The 15,554-nt window shown below is 57.2% G+C and carries 13 protein-coding genes; 5 read left to right on the top strand and 8 right to left on the bottom strand.

Translation table 11 applies throughout. The features are described 5' to 3' along the window. Positions 1-7 precede the first annotated feature (7 nt). Entirely contained in the window at positions 8-2,266 is a 2,259-nt protein-coding gene (locus tag B1526_RS02375; protein WP_095614513.1) for an AIPR family protein, read from the top strand. 65 nt (positions 2,267-2,331) lie between these two features. On the opposite strand, the gene B1526_RS02380 is transcribed toward B1526_RS02375, so the two are convergent. Then, positions 2,332-3,813, bottom strand: a complete 1,482-nt coding sequence (locus B1526_RS02380) for an MvaI/BcnI family restriction endonuclease (protein WP_095614514.1) — start codon at positions 3,811-3,813, stop codon at positions 2,332-2,334. Between the two features lie 21 nt (positions 3,814-3,834). Next, positions 3,835-5,148, bottom strand: coding sequence for a DNA (cytosine-5-)-methyltransferase (gene dcm, locus B1526_RS02385; protein WP_095614515.1), 1,314 nt, complete (start codon positions 5,146-5,148; stop codon positions 3,835-3,837). 542 nt (positions 5,149-5,690) lie between these two features. On the opposite strand from dcm, the gene B1526_RS02390 reads away from it, so the two are divergent. Next, positions 5,691-6,113: a hypothetical protein gene (locus tag B1526_RS02390; RefSeq protein ID WP_095614516.1), complete on the top strand. Its 423-nt coding sequence runs from the start codon at positions 5,691-5,693 to the stop codon at positions 6,111-6,113. Positions 6,114-6,453: 340 nt separating this feature from the next. Here B1526_RS02390 and B1526_RS02395 read toward each other — a convergent pair whose 3' ends face one another. After that, positions 6,454-6,801 carry a hypothetical protein gene (locus B1526_RS02395; RefSeq protein ID WP_095614517.1) on the bottom strand — a complete coding sequence of 116 codons (348 nt, stop codon included), beginning with the start codon at positions 6,799-6,801 and terminating at the stop codon, positions 6,454-6,456. 203 nt (positions 6,802-7,004) lie between these two features. On the opposite strand from B1526_RS02395, the gene B1526_RS02400 reads away from it, so the two are divergent. Continuing rightward, entirely contained in the window at positions 7,005-7,583 is a 579-nt protein-coding gene (locus B1526_RS02400; RefSeq protein ID WP_157908673.1) for a manganese efflux pump MntP, read from the top strand. Between the two features lie 24 nt (positions 7,584-7,607). Here the strand turns inward: B1526_RS02400 and B1526_RS02405 are convergent, their stop codons facing one another. The 3 genes from B1526_RS02405 to B1526_RS09360 all read right to left on the bottom strand — a co-directional run bounded on the left by B1526_RS02405 (position 7,608) and on the right by B1526_RS09360 (position 9,067). Then, complete coding sequence (locus tag B1526_RS02405) at positions 7,608-8,318, bottom strand: DNA alkylation repair protein (RefSeq protein ID WP_095614519.1); 711 nt, start codon at positions 8,316-8,318, stop codon at positions 7,608-7,610. Between the two features lie 28 nt (positions 8,319-8,346). Next, positions 8,347-8,775, bottom strand: coding sequence for a GNAT family N-acetyltransferase (locus B1526_RS02410; RefSeq protein ID WP_095614520.1), 429 nt, complete (start codon positions 8,773-8,775; stop codon positions 8,347-8,349). Between the two features lie 166 nt (positions 8,776-8,941). Next, a complete protein-coding gene (locus B1526_RS09360) occupies positions 8,942-9,067 on the bottom strand; it encodes a hypothetical protein (protein WP_268802219.1) in 126 nt (41 codons plus the stop codon). 283 nt (positions 9,068-9,350) lie between these two features. Between B1526_RS09360 and B1526_RS02415 the strand changes: the two genes are divergently transcribed. Together B1526_RS02415 and B1526_RS08885 are read left to right on the top strand one after the other, a co-directional pair. Then, positions 9,351-11,312, top strand: a complete 1,962-nt coding sequence (locus B1526_RS02415; protein WP_095614521.1) for a RecQ family ATP-dependent DNA helicase — start codon at positions 9,351-9,353, stop codon at positions 11,310-11,312. Between the two features lie 64 nt (positions 11,313-11,376). Further along, the gene (locus B1526_RS08885; protein WP_106408090.1) at positions 11,377-12,906 is read left to right on the top strand and encodes a hypothetical protein; all 1,530 of its coding nucleotides are present in this window, start codon (positions 11,377-11,379) and stop codon (positions 12,904-12,906) included. A gap of 72 nt (positions 12,907-12,978) precedes the next feature. Here the strand turns inward: B1526_RS08885 and B1526_RS02425 are convergent, their stop codons facing one another. Then, positions 12,979-14,160, bottom strand: coding sequence for a cystathionine gamma-synthase (locus tag B1526_RS02425; RefSeq protein ID WP_095614522.1), 1,182 nt, complete (start codon positions 14,158-14,160; stop codon positions 12,979-12,981). 281 nt (positions 14,161-14,441) lie between these two features. Continuing rightward, on the bottom strand, positions 14,442-15,458 hold the full coding sequence (locus tag B1526_RS02435) for a pyridoxal-phosphate dependent enzyme (protein ID WP_407640981.1): 1,017 nt from the start codon (positions 15,456-15,458) through the stop codon (positions 14,442-14,444). Between the last annotated feature and the right edge of the window lie 96 nt (positions 15,459-15,554).

The raw sequence follows: 15,554 nt of genomic DNA on the forward strand, positions 1-15,554 counted from the left end.
ATCCCCAATGGAATCACTTGAAGAATACCATCACGACCTTGTTGAGCAAGTGCAGAACTATGCCGCCGAGGAAGAACTGTTGGATCAAGAGGCGTTCTTCAATGTCGCTTGCGAGCTCCTACGCAACAATGATGTAATCGCAGAATATGCACCCGCCCCCTACTTCTTCCACGGTCAGGGCAGCAGTAATTTCATGATGGTAGATGGCTATGATTTCTCCTCCTATGACCAAGACGAATCCATCGTCATCATCGGATGCGACAACGATTATTCCATCCATCAAAACAAAGAATTACCCACCATTCAGACACTGGAATACAAGAGAAGTCTTCAAGGCATGCGGAATTTCGTAATTTCCGCACTCAAAGGCACATTCTTGGAGCAAGCCGAAGAAAGTTCCGAGGTCTATGGACTTGCTCAGTTTATGCACGAGCACAAAGACAGTATTCGCCGAGTCCGGCTGTACTACATCACGGATAGGGAATTCACTGGGCGTGATGCCGGTATTCAGCCCGTGCAGGATATCTATTCCCCAACTAAAAAAGAAGGCGGAATCGGCATCGAGGCGCATCTATGGGACTTGGCTCGATTACGCGATGCAGCCGAGATAACCGGAAGTAGCGAAAACCTAGTCGTTCACCTTGACAATCCCGGTGTCCCAGCTGTTCATGCGCCGGTAGTCGACACCAGCATGAAAACCTATCTGCTGTTCCTGACTGGCGATGTGCTCGCGAAGCTCTATCAGGAATACGGCTCGAAGCTCATGGAATCCAACGTCCGTTCATTCCTGTCTATGAGAGGCAAGATCAACAAAGGAATCCGCAATACCATACTCGAGGCACCGAATCGTTTTGTAGCATACAACAACGGGCTTACCGCGACAGCTTCCAACGTAGAGTTCAACACACTCGGCAACATCACATCAATTACCGACCTGCAGATTGTCAACGGCGGACAGACCACTGCGTCGATTTACTATACAGGGAACACATCATCGAACGCGGAACTTGAAAAAGTGGTGATCCCCGTCAAGCTTGTCGTTGTCGATCCCACTGAATCCAGGAATCTTATTCCTGATATATCTCGTTTTACCAATAGTCAAAATAAGGTAGCTGAAGCGGATTTCTCCGCCAATAGTGAGTTCCAAGTCAAGCTTGAACAGATATCCCGAACGGTACTCACGCCTTTGGTGGCCGGCAAACGTCAAACACGCTGGTACTACGAACGGGTACGGGGTCAATATGATGTCGAAAAGAGCCGTCTGCAAGGCGCCCAGCGCAAGCAGTTCACGGAAGCCAATCCGACAAGACAACGAATCAAGATGGTTGATGCTGCCAAATATCTCATGTGCTGGCAGGGGTTCCCGGAAATAGCTAGCCTTGGCTCACAAAAGTGCTTTGCCAAATTTGCCATTGAAACAAATGACAAGAAAATAATTAGTCAAGTAGATAAAGATTATTTCAAAGAATTAGTGTGCAAACGCATTATTTTTGATACAACACACAGAAACATCAAAAAGATGAATTGGTATCTTGGTGCATATCAGATGAATATCGCAGAGTACGCGATAGCAAAATATTCCTATGATTTATACCGAGCTGGTTTGCAGTGCAACTTCTCCGAAATATGGAATGCGCAAAGCATAGGCCCAGAAATGCTTGGGCACCTCATGAGAGCAGCCAAACAAGCTAGCGATGTCATCAACGATCCATCACGCCCTGTCACCAACTGCTCAGAATGGGCCAAGCATACTGAATGCTGGGAACAGCTGAAGACATTCCCCAGCTGTCTGACCCCTGATACAGCGAACCCCAATCCGACACACCCCAAGCCAATCGAGCCAGAGAAGAAAGATGATCCTCTGGGACCATCTCATCAGACCCCTCACCGTCAAAGACAATCTACGATTACACAGCAGACTGCCCCTGTTACGGCACCCTTACACAGGCAGAGCCAGTCATTAGCGACCACTGAATCGCAGGAAAAGGTGATTGCTTTATCTTCCTCATCCTCCACGGTGCAATCTGAATCATGGTCCGTAGATGACAAACGTTCATACCTGCAAAAAATACCCTCACAGAATTGGAACATCTTCATGCGCTGGCGCGAGCGTAACTCCAATAACACTCAACAAGATTTGGCGGCTCTTGGCAAACTTGAGCGGTCTGTCGAATTGACCGATGCGGAAGTGGAGCTACTCTGGGATCTTCGGAGCAAGGCGATACGACGAGGATTCGCCGCCAGCATCTTGTCTCCGCGCAAATAATGCACGCAATGACCAGCGATAGATGTCTGCTCTCTCTAGTCGCCGCATTGAGAGCAGACAATCCTTCATCGAGCTTCCACGGAAACTTCCTTCACAGATTCATAGATTGAATCCAAATTCCCGAGCGCTATACGGAACTGACTCCTAGACTTGGTCTCCCAGCCACCGTCTTCACGTCTCTTGATATGAAATGCTGGATCGAAAACTATCTCCCCTTCTTGGAATGCATTGAGGAACATTCCAAAATCCGTCCCCATGCCCAATAACACGTTCGGCCCATATTCGACACAATAATCTTCTTTACTGCCAAATGTACAATATGGAATATAGGCCGCCCTATCATGTTTCTTCTGCCAATGCCCAAGTAGCTTGGTAAATGACCATCCAGCAACAATCACTCCCGTGATTCGATCCACTAGCGACACGGAGCCACTCATGCTGTAGGAATTACCATCCATACCAAAAACGCGTAGATCCAACGCTGCATTAGGATCATCCTGCCCAATTCCGTTAAAATCCTTAGTGGTGAAATCATATCGTTCAATACCACGAGACGCATATTTCTCATTGATATGACCATATGTTTCAACAAACGCTGACTGTCCTATATCTGTTATTACACCAAAATCCGGTTGCGGCGTGAACAATGTGATGCGATGACTGCTGAAAGGCTTTTGAAAATCATCAACCTTATATGCTTTGAGTTCCCAGATGTCGAAATCAGGTCCCGGAATCGCGTTCTCCCCAACGCCTAATTCAGCCTCCAACGTCAGCCCAGGCGCATTCGGGCTTCTGTAAGGATCCTCCCTTGTGCCATCATTGCGAAGGCGCCAAGGAATTATCGGATAACCGACAATATGTTCCAACGCGTTACTCAACACACTGAATTCATCTGCCTTGCCGATATGCTCCTTAGAATCACGCTCAATCTCCTCCACAGAAGAGCTGAAGGGCACCGCAAAAAGCGTTCCCGGCATAAACTCTTCCGCCCCCAAGACTTCCTGCGATGCTGGCGCATCCTTCCCGGTTGCAATGGCAGCGATATGGGCATCCGAAGAATCAGGATTACCAACGACTCCTAGGAACAGAATTCTTCCTTCGTCATGTCCCTGATGTTCGATATTGAACAGTTTGCTGGGCGCCGCAGGGCAGCCAGACAACATACCACTCAAGCGAACCTCAGGATACTGCGGATAGTAACTGAATGCTGTTTTTGGCGCAGCGTATTCTTCACCATCCTCATCAATCCAAGTCCAGTTCAATGGAATACGTACCAGCTCACGTGTTCTCTTTGATTTATTTAATCCAGGCTTTTGCGACTTTCCCGGCGTATAGACAGGATGACCCATCGGTAGGAAAGCCAATTTATTTACATTCGGGGCCACATAAATCTGATTCTTGGAATTGTTGTTCCTTACCAAGTATTTAGCCCATACCGCATGGGCTCCTATGGCTTCGAACTTCTCCAGAACCTCATCCAAAGTAATCGTGTCATACCAAGGCGCAACATCACCGGCGGCCTCTCGGATGCCATTCATATCGCTCATACCCTCACAGTGTAGTTGACATCAAACCTTAGCGTTGGCGATGGCCATCTTCTTCGCGTTCTCAATATTCCGCAGGCTATCCTCCTCCATGATCCCATCGTCTTCCAATGATTTAATGTCCATGATGTAAGGCTTCATCAAACGTGCTATCTCGGCAATGACCGGCACGCAAACGCTATTGCCGAATTGCCTATAAGCCTGTGTGTCGGATACGGGAATACGGAATTCATCTGGATATCCCATCAAACGTGCACATTCTCGAGGAGTCAGGCGACGCGGACGCCGTCCTTCCCCCTGATCCACGAGGATTTCAGACCCATCTTTATGATAGCGGGCAGATAGTGTACGTGACACCATATCCGGCGTCACAAGTCCGAAACCAAATCCATGCCCCAGCGCTTCGTGCTTCGCCTTGTAATCCTGCAGATACTGCCACAAACGTGGAGTCAATGTATACTTCTCCGGAACCGTATTGGATTCATAATCAAAATACCTACCTTTGTCCCACGGTAGCTCTGGTTCAGTCCCATCCGTTTTGTGCAGGATGTCCTGCAACTTCGGAGTATGGTCAGGATAGCGTAAATCATCCCACGTAAAGTGGGTCGGAGAACGGAAACCAACAATATAGATTCGCTCGCGATGCTGAGGAACAAAGTGTTGAGCATCGATGACTTTGTAATGCACCTCATAACCAAGCTCATTTTGCAGCGTATCAAGTATCACCTGGAATGTACGCCCACCATCATGGGATTGTAAGTTCTTCACATTCTCCAACAGGAATGCCGCCGGACGCTTTGCAGCGATAATCCGCGCCACATCAAAGAACAAAGTACCTTGTGTCTTATCCTTGAAACCGGTGTCACGCCCCAGACTACGTTTCTTCGATACGCCCGCAAGGCTGAATGGCTGGCAAGGGAACCCCGCAAGTACCACATCACAATCAGGTATGTCATCAGCACTCACCTGCGTGATGTCCCCGTCGACCTCATCCGCAAAACCGTAATTGGTGCGATACGTACATACGGAGTACTTGTTCCATTCACTGGAATACACAGCATGGCCGCCAGCTTGAGCGAAACCGCGTCGAATGCCGCCGATCCCCGCAAAGAGATCAATGAGGGAAAAATCGAGACCATCCTCATGAGTCGTACCATGATACAGTTCCTTGAGCGCAGGAACATATCCGGCCTTGCACTCCGTTTTGCCAGTTTCCCAACGCTCAACAGTCTGCGTCGTTACCGACAGGGCATCGGCAAGTTGCTTGCGCGTCATTGACTGACGCAAGGTCGCAATGAGTTTCAACGCAGTATCTTCGGACTTTTGTTCGACGGTCATGGGACCATCATATACCAAAATGTTAACTTTCTGACCCAGCGAACGTCAGAAGTAGTCGAACATTTGTTCTATCTAATCTGAAACCACGGTTTGTTTGGTGCTTCAGCCGACATACATCCTCTTTTCACGGACGAATGGTTGGATCCAGGATACAACGCGTGGCCGTGGCGACACGATCGCGGGATACGATGTCGGTTCCATCGGGATAACATGGCGGCTGCGACTGCTCACGTATTGTCAGTGGTGATGGTGGGAGTTGGGATAGGTCATAAATCGTAAAATCGATCGGAAAATCAAGATATGACTTGGGTGGCTCAGCGGCACCCGACTACATCATCCGGAATCGAACAGAACCATACAATCGATGTGTTGTATGCGCATACATGCACATATTTTCGAACAATATCGCACAGTTGTGATTACCATGGGAGCGTTGCACACAGGGTGTCCGTTCACAACTCTGCTGTGCAAGCGGAAACGCGATTTGTGCGCTCACGCATCGCGCGTATCGGATGCCAGGCTCATATCTTACGATGCAAAGCATGGCACCGTATGCAGATAGGGATCACGAGTTGGAAGACAGCTATGCGCAATCGATCGAACAAGTTGATCCGCAGCGCATCGTACGCGTACTCGACGAGGGTGCGGCGACCGATGACACCGGTCTGCTCGATGTGCTCTACGAACTCATGGAACGCGCACTCTACCCCGGCAAAGAGGAACTCGACGACGACGAGCATACGCAAGTGGCGTGGGCACTTGAGGACGGCGCGTATACGGTCACGCGGATACGCGAGCGCTCGCCGCTCCGCTGTATGTTGCTCAAGCGGTTCGGCGGCGATGCGCGAAAGATGACGGAGGCACTCGATCCGGCGGTCATCGACGAGCTGTCCGGCGACGTGTACGCGCTGCTGCCTCCGGAAGAACTTGCCGAATGCATTGCTGGTCTGCTCGCGAAGGCGTGATGCGTCGCGGCGATTCCATCGTTCTTACTTGGCGATCAATGTTCCACGACGTCCACAAACCCAATCGCATCTGAATCTCAACGCCCTTGCCTGAACACAAAAGAACCGATCGCTTAACATCAAGACCCATCTCAAACATAGGCACATGTAGTGCACAGAATCGTCGATCGTACGAGCATCGTATGCACAACTTGAGGGCTCATCCTGAACACTAAAGCGCTTAGCGTACAATATAGGGACTCATTTCGAACATCGGGCGGCACGATGTTCGGGTGCGCAATGCTAGCGATGACATAGTGTCCATCTCTGAACATCAATCAACACGGCCCTTCCGCGGCGCTCACGCGCGCTTTGTGTTGGCACAGTTCGACGTGTTGCCGCTGTTCGTCGGATGGTTGTTCGAACCGTTGCCGATGGTAATCCACTGGAACATCGAGAACCCGTGGTTGTCGATGACCATCACCTTCGCCGTATTGCCGCCCGCCTGCGACGGCTGGTTCGCGATGTTCAGCACGGTCTTGCGGTTGGCGAACATCAGCAGCAGAAGCACCCCCAGCACGCCGAAGCAGGCAATGAGCAACGTCTTATGCTGTTGTGCCCACGTCCTGAACGGGCACGCGTCGCACTTGTCGTCGTCATTCTTGTGCTGCGTCGGCACCATCGTCTGGTCTTCCATGCTCTGTGTCATCGGCGTTCCTCATCTCTCATGCAATACAACGGATGGATTCGTCCACACTCTACCGCGGAACGGAAGCGCCGTCATCGGACATCTTGGTGCATGGGAACCACATTGTCCACCATCCGCTCGATACGCGACGAGCGCACAACCACACACGCCGAGCGGACACGGCTAGGTTGAGCGGTATAGGCGGTACCAGCTTGGAGGCGGATGTGGAATTCCTCAAATACCTGCTCATCGGCGTGAGCGTCTCGCTCGACGAACTCGCGGTCGGCACGATCAAAGGTGTGCAGGTCAAACACATGCGGCGTGCGGACCCGTGGATCACCGGACTGTATTTCGCGATATTCCAAGGCGTCATGCTCATCATCGGATTCTACGGCGCAAGCCTGTTCTCGAAAGGCTCAAGCGCCGTGGCCGAATGGATCGCCGACGGCCTGCTCATGCTCATCGGCGCGAACATGGTGCGCGAAACGTTCAGCAAGAACGACGACGACGCGAAACAGCAGGACCTGCTCGCGAAAATGGACGTCAAATCAATGTCGATACTGTCGCTGACGATGAGCCTCGACGCGCTCGCCGTCGGCGTCTCGCTCGCGCTCGGCCACAGGCTCGATATCTGGTGGGCGGCGCTGTCCGCGGCGCTCGTATCGCTCGCGATCACCGTGCCCGCGATGTCCGCCGGACACAAGCTCGGCCATAAGGTCGGCGCGAAAGGCGGCGCGTTCGGCGGCGTGATCCTCATCCTGCTCGGCCTGTACGAACTGCTGCAGTACTACAAGGTGCTGTAAGGGGTGGGGCCGCCCGCGGCACAATCACACGCGCAGCTCACGCAACAGGGCCTTGCGCTCGGCGGACACACGGTAGGATTCGCAGGCCTTCTGGATCGCCTTGTTGTGCGTCCATGGATCGAGTCGGCGGTCCTGCAACAGCGGAAGCGCGTGATTCCATTGCTTCGCGAGCGCGGTCGCGACATACCATGCGCGCGCCATGTTCACGTAGTATTCGTCGGAATCGACGTCCTGTACCAGCTGCAGTTGGGATGTGTCGAAACGGTCGTCGAGGAAATCGGTCATCAACGCAACAATCGCGTAGCGGATCGTATAGGTGTGACCACCTTGCATCCATTGCGCGAGTTGGTCGAGCCATTGGCGGATGTCGGCGTCGGCGCGGCGCAGTGCGCGGATGCGGATCGTGTCGGTCACGGCCCAGTTGTCCACGTATGGCAGGAATCGCGTAAGCTGCGCGATTGCGTCCGGAACCGTTGCGCTCACGTCGCCGACGAGGATCGCGTGGAGCATGTTCTCTTCGAAATAACGGTGCGGAAGGTCGGCAAGGAACGGCGCGGCGGCGTCGGCGCCACCTCGGCGCAGCTCCTTCGCGAACGCACGCAGCACGGGAACGCGGATGCCGATCATCGTGTCCGGGTCGACGTTCGGAATGAGTTTCGCGTTGAACGCCTTGTATGCGGGGTCGGCGAACGATTCGAGACGCGCGCGGATGGCGGCGGGTGCGATGGAAGACATACGGGGATTGTATGCGCCACGCCATGCGCTATGCGCGGACCATCTTGAACATGCCCGGGCCATCCCACGCGTTGGGGCGTGCCTCAAAACCGTGCCGCTCGTAGAATCCAACGGCATGTTGCGAAGAGATGAGTTCAAGGCTCACAGCCCAGCCAGACCCTATCCTGCTGCGCACGCAACGCTCGAGCTCGCAGAGGAGCGCTTGCCCCACGCCTTGCGACTGGGCGGTGGGCACGACTGCGAAATCCTTGATGTAGAAGGACATGCCACCGTCGCCAATCAATCTGACCATGCCCACAGCTTCGTCTCCGGTGTATGCGGTGAATGTGGCGGTCGAGTGCGCGAGCGCGGCGCGCACCTGGTCGATGCCGGGCGCATCCCAGCCGACGGAGGTGTACAACTGCAGGAACAGTTCAGGAGTCAGCGTGTCCTGCTGGATGGTCACAGTGTTCGGCATGAAGACGGCCTTTCATCGTCGAGGTCGGGATGGCGTCTCCCCCATGGTACGTGAGGATGTGAGGACACACAACAACGGATCGGGGGACGCCGGCTACGTTGGCGGCGTCCCCCGAACTGCACATCATGGTGGTGTTGCCTGGTCTGTGGCGGTTTTGCGGTGCGGATCACTTCGCGTCGCGGGCCGCGAGCTCGGTCATGACCGAGACCGTCGCCGCCGAGTTCATCGACGTTGCCGGAATGCCGTTCGTCGTGTGGTCGAAACCGAAGATCGTGTTGAGGAAGTCCATCATCCTGTCCTTTCATCCGTGCGCTTGGTGCGCTGCCCTTGTTGCTTGATGATTACAAGATACGGGCCGCGGACGGGACGCGGCATCGGGCTGCAGGATGAATCCGAGAGGCTGGCGGAGACGGCATCAACCTTGAGGATGATGCCACCTCCTACCATCCAAATTACATACGCCCTACCTTCCGTTGTGCATCGGCGCCCCTTTTCCGCACACAAAACCACCGACCCCACACCACACACGCACGGCATCTAGGCACATGCGCACGCGGCGGTTACACTGGTGCGTTATGACGATTTCGCAGCAGGAACTTGACGGACAGGCGCTCGACGCACTGCGCAGGTACTTCGGATACGAGAGGTTCCGCCCCGGCCAAGGCGAGCTCATCGGCGGCATCCTCGAAGGGCGCGACGTGCTCGGCGTCATGCCGACCGGTTCCGGCAAATCGTTGTGCTACCAGATTCCGGCCGTGCTGCTGCATGGGCTGACGATCGTCATCTCGCCGCTCATCTCGCTGATGAAGGACCAGGTCGACGGTGCGAACGAGATCGGCATCCCCGCCGCGTTCATCAACAGTTCACTGCTGCCCGAGGAGCAGGACGATGTGCTCGCCGCGGCGAACGCGGGCCATATCCGGCTGTTGTACGTCGCCCCGGAACGTCTTGAGACGCCGCGTTTCCGCAATTTCGCGAACCATGCGGACATCGCGCTCATCGCCGTCGACGAGGCGCACTGCGTGTCGCAATGGGGTCAGGATTTCCGTTCGTCGTATCTTGGCATCGGCGAGTTCATCGACTCCCTCCCCGACCGTCCGACGGTCGCCGCGTTCACGGCGACCGCGACCGAACGTGTGCGCCGCGACATCATCCATATGCTGCGCCTGCACGACCCGAAGGTCGTCGTCACCGGATTCGACCGCACGAACCTGTACTTCGACATCCTCAAACTCGGCACACGTGACAAGGCGAACTGGATCGCGCACTACGTCGCCGACCACGCCGACGAATCCGGCATCATCTATTGCGCGACGCGCAAACAGACCGAGGAACTCGCCGAGACAATCAACACACTCGTGCCGCAGCTGCGCGCACGGCAGGGCGCGGGCGCGGCGCAGCCCTCCCCCACATCACCGATCGCCGTCGCGTACCACGCGGGACTCACGCCCGATCGCCGCGAGCGCGCGCAACGTGATTTCGTGACCGACGCCGTGCCGCTCGTCGTCGCGACGAACGCGTTCGGCATGGGCATCGACAAATCGAATGTGCGGTATGTCATCCACCACAACATGCCCGAGAGCATCGAAGCGTACTATCAGGAGGCCGGGCGCGCGGGTCGTGACGGCGAGCCGAGCCGCTGCACGTTGTTGTGGAACGAATCGGATATCGTCACGCGCCGCCGTCTGCTCGACAACGGCGGCGGCAACGAGCGCCTCACCGAGGACGAACAGGAGCAGGTGCGGCGTTGGAAGCGGCATCTGCTCGACACGATGGTCGGCTATTGCCGTACGACCGAATGCCTGCACCGCTATATGACACGCTATTTCGGCGAAACGGACGAGGGTGCGGATGGTGCGGCGCCGCATTGCGTGGGCGGCTGTGTCAATTGCGAGAGCACGTTCTCGACGACCGACGTCTCGCACATCGCGCGCCTGATCAGCATGTGCGTGCATGACCTCGCTCAGTCGTATGGCAGCGGCAAGATCGTCGCGGTGTTGCGCGGTTCGCGGGCGAAGGACATCCTCGACCGTGGGCTCGACCATGTGCAGACATTCGGCAAACTCGCTTCAGTACCGCAGTCGACGGTGCGCGATGTGCTCAACCAGATGGTGTCCGATGGGTTCCTGATGATCACGGAGGGCCGTCTGCCGATCGTCATGTTCGGTCCGCGCGCGGCAGAAACGATCGATCCCGCGTTCCACTATGAGATGAAGAGCATCACGCGGCCGAAACGTGAGCAGACGCCCGCGCATACCGCAACGTCCGCACCGTCCGCGGAACCGACGACGTTCGGCGGCGGACATGGTGGTTCGGATGAGGAGATGTTCGAACGGTTGCGCGAAGTGCGCCGCGAGATCGCACGTGAGATCGGCAAACCTCCGTACATCGTGTTCTCGGATCGCGCGTTGCGTGATATGGCGGTGCGTCGTCCGCACACCGACGACGAGTTCCTCGACGTCAACGGTGTCGGTACGTCGAAACTTGAGAAGTACGGTGCGCGGTTCATGCAGGCGATTGCCGATTTCGAGGACTGAGCGCGGCGCCATGTCATGCCGTGGGCGAAGTGGGCGGCCGCTGATACAGTGACTATGTGGGGCCATGCCGCATATGTTGGGCACGATGTGCCGCGGCGTCGCATACTTCGAGGAGGACACCACGATGAGCTACGGGAACGACCCATCGCAAGACCCATTCGGACAACCGGCACCGTACGGGTACGGGGAACAAGGCGGCTATGCCCAAGGCGGATATTCGCAAGAAGGCTACTCGCAGGGCAGCTACCCGCAGGACGGCGCCTATGACTCCCCCGGACAAGGGAGCGCGCCATACGGATGGCAGAACCATGGCGCTTCCCCGCAACAACCGCAACCGCCGCAGCAACCACAGCAACCGTATTCGCCCTATCGTTCCGGTGGCGCGCCGCAGGCGCAGCAGCCGTACGGGTACACAGGCCGACCGCCATACATGCCATACGGCGGAGGCACCCCATCCGGACCGTTCGACACGGCGGCGCCCAAGCGTGGCGGCAACGGCGTCAAGATCGCGATCGGCGTGACGGCGGCGATCATCGCCATATTCATCGCAATCGGCTGGGGCTTCGCCTATATGATGCGATCGATGACCGAAGCCGCGATCACCCACGCCACATCGGCCGCGACGGAAGACCTGCGCAGACGCGGATACGACCCGGACAACTATGTGGACGCGAACGGACGTGTGACCGACGAACAGGTCTACCGCTACTCGGATTCGGAGGATTTCCAACAGTACAAGTCCGCGGTCGATACGATGTACGCCAAATACATGAACATGTCGGACGACGAACTCAAGGACACGTTGCCTGAGTTTTCGGAAGAAGGGGTCAAACAATTCGGCGCGTTCCTGACGATCCTCGCCGATCTCAAAAGCGCGAACGCCTTCGGCGACTCGCGCACGACAACCGACCCACAGGAAATCACCGACTACTACCAAGGGCAGATCGACTATCTCGACGAACTCGAACAACGATTGCTCAACGGTGAACCACTCGGCACAAGCGTACGCATCAAAACGTCGGACGGCCGCGTCATCGAAGTCGACGGCGACAAAGAACCCGCATACACCAAACCGGATGACGTGAACGCGACGATCGCACAATGGGAACACAACATCACAGCCGTGCCGATCACCCAAGGTGCGGACGGCACCTATCTTGAGACAGGCGAAGCACTCGCCAAAGCGGTCGGCCTCACGCCGAACTACGATTTCCAATCGGTCCACCAGGTCTGCTCATCGGGGCGTCTCGGCGACGACCGTTCACTTGGCGCCTACTGCCCCGTCACACAGGACATCATCTACATCAATCAGGGACTCGACGACTTCGATGCGCAGATCAGCGACATCTACTATCCGAACGCGGTCAAACACGAACTCGCGCACGCGCTGATCCACCGTATTTGCGGCACGACGCAGCCGCCGCTCGGCGTCGACCCCGAAGCGCTCACGAACAGCTATGCGACGCTGTACTTCGGTGCCGACCGCGACATGTTGCAGCACAACGCCGAACAAGGGGCGACCTGGTATGTGATGACCGACGCGTCCGACGAAGCCGCGCGCCGCGTCCACACCGGCCAGTGCCAAGTCAACTGAGCACGTTCCGTCGTGTCGCTATGACGCGCGGACACGACGGAACGCAGGACGCTCGCGTCAAGCGCCTTCAGGTCACTTGAGCGCGTCGAACGCCTGTTCGAGGTCGCCGATGAGGTCGTCGACATCCTCGATGCCGACCGAAAGACGCACAAGATTCGCGGGCACTTCGAGCGCCGTGCCGGAAACCGACATGTGCGTCATCGCGGCCGGCACCTCGATGAGCGATTCGACGCCACCGAGCGATTCGGCGAGTGTGAACAGCTGCGTCGACGAGGCGAACCGTTCGGCCGCCTCTTTACCGCCCGCGATCTCGACCGAGATCATGCCGCCGAAACCGCCGTGCATCTGGCGCGCGGCGACCTCATGGCCCGGATGCGATTCGAGACCGGGATACCAGACGCGCTCCACACCATCATGGCCTTCGAGCCAATGCGCGATCGTCAGCGCGTTCTCACTGTGCTTGCGCACACGAAGGTCGAGCGTCTTGAGACCACGGATGTCAAGCCACGAATCGAACGGCGACGGCACGGCACCGGCCGCGTTCTGCAGGAACGCGACGCTCTCCGCAATTCCATCGTCATTCGTGACGACGGCGCCGCCGACGACATCCGAATGACCACCAATGTACTTCGTCGTCGAATAGACGACGACGTCTGCACCGTCGTCAAGCGGATGCTGCAGCACAGGCGACGCGAACGTGTTGTCGACTACGACGCGCGTGCCATGCTCGTGCGCGAGCGCCGACGTGAGCGCGATGTCGGTGATGTTGAGGAGCGGGTTGGACGGCGTCTCGACCCAGATGTACCGGTACGACTTGCGCGCGAGCGCCGTGCTCACGGCGGACGGATCGGTGATGTCGATGACGTCGAGGTCGACGCCCCACGGCACGAAGACCTTCGCGAGGAGGCGGTAGGTGCCCCCGTACACGTCGTTGCCGATGAGGATCGCGTCGCCCGGTTTGAGCGTCGAGCGCAGCAGCACGTCGATCGCCGCGAGTCCCGATGAGAATGCGATCGCGTGCTTCGCGCCTTCGACGGCCGCGAGCTGCTCGGTGAACGAGTCGCGCGTCGGGTTGACGGAGCGGCTGTAGTCGTAGCCGTGGCGCAGGCCGCCGACGCCGTCCTGCTTGAACGTGGACGTCATATAGATCGGCGTGGATACGGCTCCCGTGATCGGGTCCGGTTCCTGCCCTGCGTGGATGCCGCGCGTCGCGATGCCGTAGGTCGTCGTCTCGTTCGTGTCGAAGGTGCTCATCTGTCGTTCCTTGTCTGTCATGCCGTATGGATTACTGGTTGTGGGGGTGTGCGGTGTGGTGTTGTATTGCGCCGAGCTGCGCGTTCAGTTATGGTGCGGCTGTGCGATGTAGCTTGTGACGCTGCCGCCGCCGTGGGTGCGCAGCCGCGCGTGGTGGATGATGAACACTGCGCCGCCCGCGCGCTTGGTTGTCGTATGCATGTCGTCTCCTGATGTGCCGTATGTGGGATGTGTGAGATGTGTGCCGTGCCCGTGGGTTCCTGTATGCATCGCTGCCATCGTCACGCCGGGAGGAGCACTTCGTCGACGAGTGACGGGCGTGTCGTCGCGGCGACGACGTCCGCGTATCCGTGTTCGATCATCCATTCGTCGTTGAAGATCTTCTCGAGGTAGCCGCGTCCCGAATCCGGCAGCAGCACGACGACGGTCTCGTCCTCGCCGAGGTCGTGTGCCTTCGCGTATTTCACGGCGGCCGCGACGGCCATGCCACTCGACCCGCCGACGAGCAGGCCTTCTTCGGACGCGAGCCTGCGCGTCATGAGGAACGCCTCTGCGTCGCTGACCTGGACGATCGCGTCGGCGACGTGCGTGTCATATGCGCCCGGCATGAAGTCCTCGCCGACCCCTTCGATGTCATACCCGTGGATGTCGTTCGGGTTCGAGTAGATCGAGCCTTCCGGATCGGCTCCGATGACGGTCACGGCGCCGTCGGACGCGTCCTTGAGGAAGTTGCCGGTTCCGGAGATCGTGCCGCCTGTGCCGATGCCGGCGACGAAATGCGTGACCTTGTGGTCCGTCTGCTCCCAGATCTCCGGTCCGGTCGTCTCATAGTGGCTGCGCGGCCCCGCCGGATTGAAGTACTGGTTCGGTTTGAACGCACCCGGGATTTCGCGTGCGAGGCGGTCGGAGACGCGGTAGTAGGAGCGTGGGTCGTCCGGTTCGACGTCGGTCGGCGTCACGACGACTTCGGCGCCGTACGCGCGCAGCACCGCGCGCTTCGTTTCGCTCACCTTGTCCGGCAGGACGAAGATCGTGCGGTAGCCGCGCTGTTGTGCGACGAGCGCGAGGCCGACGCCGGTGTTGCCTGACGTCGGTTCGACGATGACGCCGCCCGGCTTGAGTTTGCCTTCACGCTCCGCGTCGTCGATGATGCGTTCGGCGATGCGGTCCTTCGACGATCCGCCGGGATTGAAGTATTCGACTTTGACGGCGATTGTGGCGCGCACGCCGTCGATGATGTTGTGGAGTTTGACGATCGGGGTGTTGCCGATGCGCTCGGCGATGGTGTCATGCATCATGATGGTTCCTTTTGGCGTTGGTTTGTGGGGTGATGTTCCGTATGGGCACAGGCGGTATTTTCCTGCGTCTGATTTTGCGTTTTCTTCGCGCCACAA

Source organism: Bifidobacterium criceti (assembly GCF_002286935.1).
GTDB classification, from domain to species: domain Bacteria; phylum Actinomycetota; class Actinomycetes; order Actinomycetales; family Bifidobacteriaceae; genus Bifidobacterium; species Bifidobacterium criceti.

What these genes read in the sequence shown, in the direction of transcription:
- B1526_RS02375 (WP_095614513.1), top strand. Translation starts at nt 8, where the DNA reads ATGGAATCACTTGAAGAATACCATCACGACCTTGTTGAGCAAGTGCAG.
- B1526_RS02380 (WP_095614514.1), bottom strand. Translation starts at nt 3,813, where the DNA reads ATGAGCGATATGAATGGCATCCGAGAGGCCGCCGGTGATGTTGCGCCT.
- dcm (WP_095614515.1), bottom strand. Translation starts at nt 5,148, where the DNA reads ATGACCGTCGAACAAAAGTCCGAAGATACTGCGTTGAAACTCATTGCG.
- B1526_RS02390 (WP_095614516.1), top strand. Translation starts at nt 5,691, where the DNA reads ATGGCACCGTATGCAGATAGGGATCACGAGTTGGAAGACAGCTATGCG.
- B1526_RS02395 (WP_095614517.1), bottom strand. Translation starts at nt 6,801, where the DNA reads ATGACACAGAGCATGGAAGACCAGACGATGGTGCCGACGCAGCACAAG.
- B1526_RS02405 (WP_095614519.1), bottom strand. Translation starts at nt 8,318, where the DNA reads ATGTCTTCCATCGCACCCGCCGCCATCCGCGCGCGTCTCGAATCGTTC.
- B1526_RS02410 (WP_095614520.1), bottom strand. Translation starts at nt 8,775, where the DNA reads ATGCCGAACACTGTGACCATCCAGCAGGACACGCTGACTCCTGAACTG.
- B1526_RS09360 (WP_268802219.1), bottom strand. Translation starts at nt 9,067, where the DNA reads ATGATGGACTTCCTCAACACGATCTTCGGTTTCGACCACACGACGAAC.
- B1526_RS02415 (WP_095614521.1), top strand. Translation starts at nt 9,351, where the DNA reads ATGACGATTTCGCAGCAGGAACTTGACGGACAGGCGCTCGACGCACTG.
- B1526_RS08885 (WP_106408090.1), top strand. Translation starts at nt 11,377, where the DNA reads ATGCCGCATATGTTGGGCACGATGTGCCGCGGCGTCGCATACTTCGAG.
- B1526_RS02425 (WP_095614522.1), bottom strand. Translation starts at nt 14,160, where the DNA reads ATGAGCACCTTCGACACGAACGAGACGACGACCTACGGCATCGCGACG.
- B1526_RS02435 (WP_407640981.1), bottom strand. Translation starts at nt 15,458, where the DNA reads ATGATGCATGACACCATCGCCGAGCGCATCGGCAACACCCCGATCGTC.